General features: G+C 33.4%; 3 protein-coding genes. All 3 read left to right on the top strand.

Annotation, left to right across the window (positions count from 1 at the left end):
• Nucleotides 1-696: hypothetical protein (locus CYP84_RS01200; protein WP_258033867.1), on the top strand; the 696-nt coding region annotated here is incomplete at its 5' end.
• Complete coding sequence (locus CYP84_RS01195; RefSeq protein ID WP_103636394.1) at nt 696-4,067, top strand: hypothetical protein; 3,372 nt, start codon at nt 696-698, stop codon at nt 4,065-4,067. The genes CYP84_RS01200 and CYP84_RS01195, both read left to right, overlap by 1 nt.
• Before the next feature lies 1 nt (nt 4,068).
• Nucleotides 4,069-6,230: hypothetical protein (locus CYP84_RS01190; protein WP_141089177.1), on the top strand; the 2,162-nt coding region annotated here is incomplete at its 3' end.

Here is a 6,230-nt window from a genome sequence, read left to right as displayed (position 1 = left end):
AAAATAAGCAAAATAAATTTTCTAAAAGGATATAGGATGAAATTTATAGGCATTATACTTCTACTACTAACAAGCATATTTTTAATAGCTTGCTCTGCAAATCAAGCAAGCAATAAGATAAGTAACTCTGAACTAGAAAGCCTAGCTAGCAAATATGGTGGAGTTTATGTGTTTAATCAAAAATTTGTTGAGGAGATAGAGAAGAGAGAAGCTGAAAGAAAAGAGCTAAGAAAAACACTTGGTGATAAGATAAGGTCAAATCCTAGAAAAATAAAACAAGGGGATAAATTTATAACTATATATGATGTTGATACAACTTTGATTGATAAAAATTTGCCAAAAATTCTATCTAACGGCAAGCGATACTATCTTGATTCTATTAATTATGAAAACCAAACAGGCAAAAGAGTTAAAATTCCAAAAGAATTTGCAGATAAAATTATAAATTTCATAGGACTTGAAAACTACAATAAGTTTAAACCATCAATGGGGTTGGGATATTTCTATATAGACAATAATGGTGTTGTAATACCTATAGACATATCAGCAACATACAGCTATCAATCAAAAAAATATGGCTTATTTGGCGATGAAGGGGCTGGGATAAAATTTAGTAAGAGCGAAACAAACTATGTCTTAGGTGGAAATAAATTTTACTTTGATAGCTCTAAAAACACTTTTGTTAAGGAAAAATAGTGGAAAATAGCAATAATAACCCTAAAAATAAATCTGTAAAACAAATAATATCTGATATAAAAGACCATGCTGATATGGCTGATGCTTCTTACTCATTTTATGAATTTATAGATAAAAATGAAAAATGGAGTAAATCGGATGAATTTTATAACTATAAAATACTTAAAAAGCCTAATCCTAGGTGGGTCTATGCTGATGGTATTAGAAAAGGTGATGTATTAAAAATAAATTTGCAAGATGAAAATGAAAATATCATAAAAGAAGCCGGCGCTCTTACAGCTTACGCTCTTTGTGTAGAAGCCAGATTTATGAAAGACAAGGAGATAATAGCTCCAAATGATTATGAAGACGAAAAAGAAGATAAAAAATTAATTGATAATGACATTAAAAATTTTATAAAAGTAGATGAAAGAGATTTTTCTCAGCGAATTTTCTATAAACCAACCTCCCTATCTCACCGAACAAAAACATTTGTAAATAGATATGAGCTGATATCTCACCAGTCAAATACCGCAATATCTGGCTTTTCTTACACGATATTTAAGGATACAGAGCCTACTATGAGTAGTGACAAGCCAAGATATATCATAGCTTTTAGGGGCACGGAGGTTGGCGGTGCTGAGCTATTAAAAGACTTGGTGCTTACTGACGTGTTTATAGCTGCATTTGCTGGACTACCTCAGATCATATCGCTCTTTACGATGATAGGCGATATAAAAAAGGCTATCAGAGAGGATAGTGGTAGTGACGAGAAAACGCCTAACTTTAACGTAAGTATATGTGGCCACAGCCTTGGCGGACATCTATCTCAGGTATGTTGCTTGTTTTATAAGAGTTTAAATGTAGATGAGCTTTATACATATAATGCCCCTGGTATAGGTGGTCTTGCTATCAGTGCTTTGCATTTTGTATTTAGGGTGGTTAGGCTGATAGTTAAGATGATCAAATTTTGCGTGCATAAGCTGCTTGATCTTTTTGGATTTACCAGAAAGGTCATAGACAAATGTGTAGATAAGATATATAACGGCTCAAAAAATACTGATACTCTAATAAGCGAGTGCAAAGATCACAAAGACGAGCTAGACCCTAACTTACTAGAGGAGAGTGCTGCTAGCTGCAAAACTATATACAAAGACCGCATACCATTTGAGATACACCACTGCGAGACTATAAAAAATACTGTGACTTGTGAGGAATTTAACATAGGCAACGACTTTAATAGAGCCATAGAGCCTACTGTGTCGGTGATAGCTGATCTAGGCTATAAACTAGGGCTTACTCCAAATGACAGGATAAACTACAAAAATACGCCTAGGCTTCATCTGCTTCATATAGGTCATCTCGATGGCAATTACTATAAAAACTCACACTATATGACTAGTATAATATATGCCATATATCTATATGACTACCTTTTAAAAGAAGATAAAAATTCCAAGAAAAAGGCGCTAAGTGAGGACATATCCTATGCACTAACATATCTTGATAAGCTATCTGCCATACTAGTAGACAACATAGAGGGCAATAAATATAAGCTCAGCGATAAAAACGAAAATATAAAAGATGATAATCAAAACTATATAAGTATCATTTTGGGAGAGCTTTATCATATACTAGAGAGCCTTGGAGATGAGGAGTATCAAGAGATAATAGACAAATACTCTGCCGAAAGTGAAAATAAGCTAAGTAAAGTAACCTTGGTGGATATGCTGATGGATCTGGCGGATAAGCAAATTTATGCAAGGATAATAGACAAAAACGATATGGACGATAGCTCAAATATACCTTTAAATCAGATAAGATCGTTGCAAAAGATGTATCCACTGGAATTTATACATAGCGAAAACGAGCTAATAAAAGATAAAACTGATATCACGAAAGCCTACACCTACGGCTCAAATCTTACAAAGTGCTATTTGCCAAAAGAGAAAGATAGCTTGTTTATAAAGGCTAAGAAGGCTCAGTTTAAAAATGCTATGTTTAGTGATAACTTTACTAGCATTTATATAAGAGATAATGGGGCTAAAGAGAAATTTAGCCTAGATAGATCAAGCTCTACGGCGTTTGCTGACACTAAGGATAAGCAGCTTTATATATTTTTAAACGATAAGGATGTTGTGGACTGCGATGAAATTTATAATAAGATAGAAGATAGGCTAAATATAGAGGACATTAGGTCTTATACGCCAAATGTCTTTTTAAACTCTATGCCACTAAACACCGCCACAGAGCAATCAGACTATCCACTATACTTTAAAAAAGAAGAGGATGGGGAGGAGTCAAATTCTAACCTGCTAAGCTTTGCTCATCAGCCAAGAGATGAGGATAAAGACAAGGGAAGACTAACTATCGATTATAAAAACCAACGAGCTTGTGTGCTAAACTACTCTTTACTAAACAAAAGCCTAAATATAGACCTAAAACCAACAAACAAAGAGACCAAAGAGTCGCTTGAGCGGGCAAATGAGAGGCTAAATTTAGAAAAGAGAAGTAGTGCGCTAAGTGCTGGCGGCACTGCCTTTGCTAATCCAATAATAGAAGATGACGTGGTAGTTTGCCCACATGGTGGCCATGTGATCTTAAAAAGTAGAGCAGGCAAAAGCATAAGGTCAGATGATCAAGGCGTGATACTTGATGTTGACTTTATAAACTCACCTATAGTTGGCTGCTCAGCTAAAAACCCTTGCACAAAGGTGGCATATGTGCCAAGAGCGGCGCTTAGTCTAAAAAGTATGAATAACCACTATGCTGTTATGCAAGATCTAGTGCCAGCGTGCCTAAGCAACACTAGCTCACCGCTAAGGTGCATAAAAAAAGAAAACAGGATAAAGCTAGCTCATAGCATAGGTAGCCCAACATCTGAAGACAATAATGCTGCGGTGGTAAATCCAAATTTAAATAGTGCTCACATAAGACTGCATGTAAAATCAGCCCTTAATCAAGCAGACAACCTTGCTGTTTGCATATATAAGCTAAATGATGTGGAGCATAAAAACCAAGAGGGATTTAAAGAGATGGAGCTAAATTTAGATGAGGGCAGCGATGTAAAAGATAAGAAGCTAAAAGAACATCTAAGCTCTCGCTTTAGAGAGGATAAATTTAGTATCGCATCATTTAACTTCAAATACTCGCTCATGGATAAGAATTTCATCTTTATAACACCTAAATATATAGAATCTATTTACAAAAATATAACACTTCCAAAAAGTGGTATAGGATTTTTCCAGTTTGTGGATGATATAAGCGATGAGAGTAATCTTATCTACGTCACACCAAGCAAGGCTAAGACGGTGGATATAAAATTTGCTTGCGGGCTTGATAGCAAATATAATGATGATATAAATACAACAAAAACAGTGGTGGTGGCTTAATATGCAAAACAACGAAATAAAAATAACCTACTCTTGCGAAGAGACTTTAAAAAAGATAAAAGAGTATATGACTGATGCAAAGAGCGTGACGCTTTATACGTCTAGTTTTAATTATTTTACGTCAAGAAATACCATGATGGTAAATATAATACTTAACTTGATAGCTGATTTTTCAAGGCAGGACGGCAAAGAAGCATCAATAGTAACTGATTTTTATATAGACAAAGAGAGCTTTACTGATAGTGATCTTGGCAGAGCAAGAGAATTTGAATATAGAGGTATACCTGTAAAAGTAGTTCATAAAAAGAGTGCGATCGATAAATTTTTTATAAATTTAAAAGAGAAGATAGACCCTATAAGAAATAAAAAAAATGATGAATATGTGATAGAAGCTGCTCAAGACGAGAAAGAAAGAAACCTATTAAGAAAGCTTGGCGAAAACGAAGAGCCAACAAAAATAACAGGCAAAGCGCCTTTGAGTTTTTATAATATGTTTGATCTTGCGGTTACGTATTATGATGACTGTAAGGATATTATAAGAGATTGTTTAAATACGTTGAAGCAGGACCTGCTAAGTGACGCTAGATCCTTGATCTCTAGCGAGGGATTAGATGGGGCTAAATTTGAAAGAAGCATAGAAGAGTGTTTCGATGAGCTAGACAAAAATTTAAGCAAGCTAAATAATGATAGCGGTCAATTTCTTATAAAACAAGTAGTGCTTTTTATCCTTAGCCTAGCTGATTTGAGTGGTGAAAAAGGGATAGGCAAGATGTTAGCTTCGACTGGCTCAGGGCTTTATGAATTTATAAAATTAAACCTTAAATTATACGAATACAAAACCACTAGAGCACTTTATGGAGTATCCTTGCCTATACTTAACTTTTTTACATCTAGATTTGCTTCTATTATAAATACTATAAATGTAAATTCTAGTTGTAATGTACTAGTATTTAAAAAGGACAAAGATGACAGAGCTGGATATTTTATAGATATCACTCATCTAAATTTTGGTTATCGCTTTCTTACAGACTCAAATAATCTAAACGAAATGAACTACAATGCAGATGAGGGTTGCAGTATCTATGGATATTTAGATGATGCAAGAGTGTTTGACTACACTAAAGAACAGATCAATTATAATGTCGTAAATAAAAATTTAGGCTTTGGCTCTGGTGATGATACTCTTTTTGATAAGCTTAAAAAAGAGATAAAAGGACTAAATGCAAATCTAAATTTCATCTGTGCTACAAATTTTAACTCTGTAAAACTGGCCAATCTAATATCAGATAAATCTGATAAAAACGGCAAATCTACAAATGATGAGATGAATAGCAAGGACTTTTCAAATTTAAACAAAAACTACATCGTTCTTTCAAATTCTCCTTTTAGATCTAATGCAGGGCTAAGAGAAGAAGTTATAAGCAAAAGCTTAGATCAAGAAATAAAAGATGAGCTAAATAGATCAAATAGAAGCAGCCTTGTAAAACAAAATTTCAGTGATATAAAGACCCTAGAGCCTGTTAAAGACTATAGTAAATATAGTATAGATATAAATAAAGGCAATAACAAATCAACTCTAGTTTTAAATTTATCCCCATTTGCTAGAGTAAGTAAAAACTATATAGACAACATTAAAGAAAAAGTAGAAGAGTATAAAGATCTTGCCTATAATGATGACATAGAATATCTAAATCAGCACATTAAATATGAAGAGCTTCTTGGAGTAAATGTCGCTCACGTAAATGCTTATGCTAAACAGCCAAATGATATGGAAAAGATTAAGAAGAATGAAGAGACCTATATGAAAAAAGTCACGCTGACTATTAAAGAAATCATTAACAAAATAAATGATAATGTTTGGGATAGAGGCTATCATGAAAGGTGTGCTAATGTAGTTGGCCCATATAATAACTATTATTCTCTAATAGAAGTGTTTTCAATTGGAATAGCTTATTTTATAATAACGAAAAGTTTTTCTGGAAATTTAATTAAAAAATCAAAGGAATATATAGATAGTGAATTTATAGAAGTAGCAAATACACAAATGAGACTTATCCATTCATATGCTTTTGTAAAAATGGGAGATACTAATTTAAGAGTATTTTTTTATAAAGAAATAGCAGAAAAAAGCGATCTAAAAAGCGGTAGTTATCTATGTATAGA

Source organism: Campylobacter concisus (genome assembly GCF_002912425.1).
Classification (GTDB): Bacteria; Campylobacterota; Campylobacteria; order Campylobacterales; family Campylobacteraceae; genus Campylobacter_A; species Campylobacter_A concisus_AH.
This window is presented reverse-complemented; position numbering and strand designations above follow the sequence as displayed.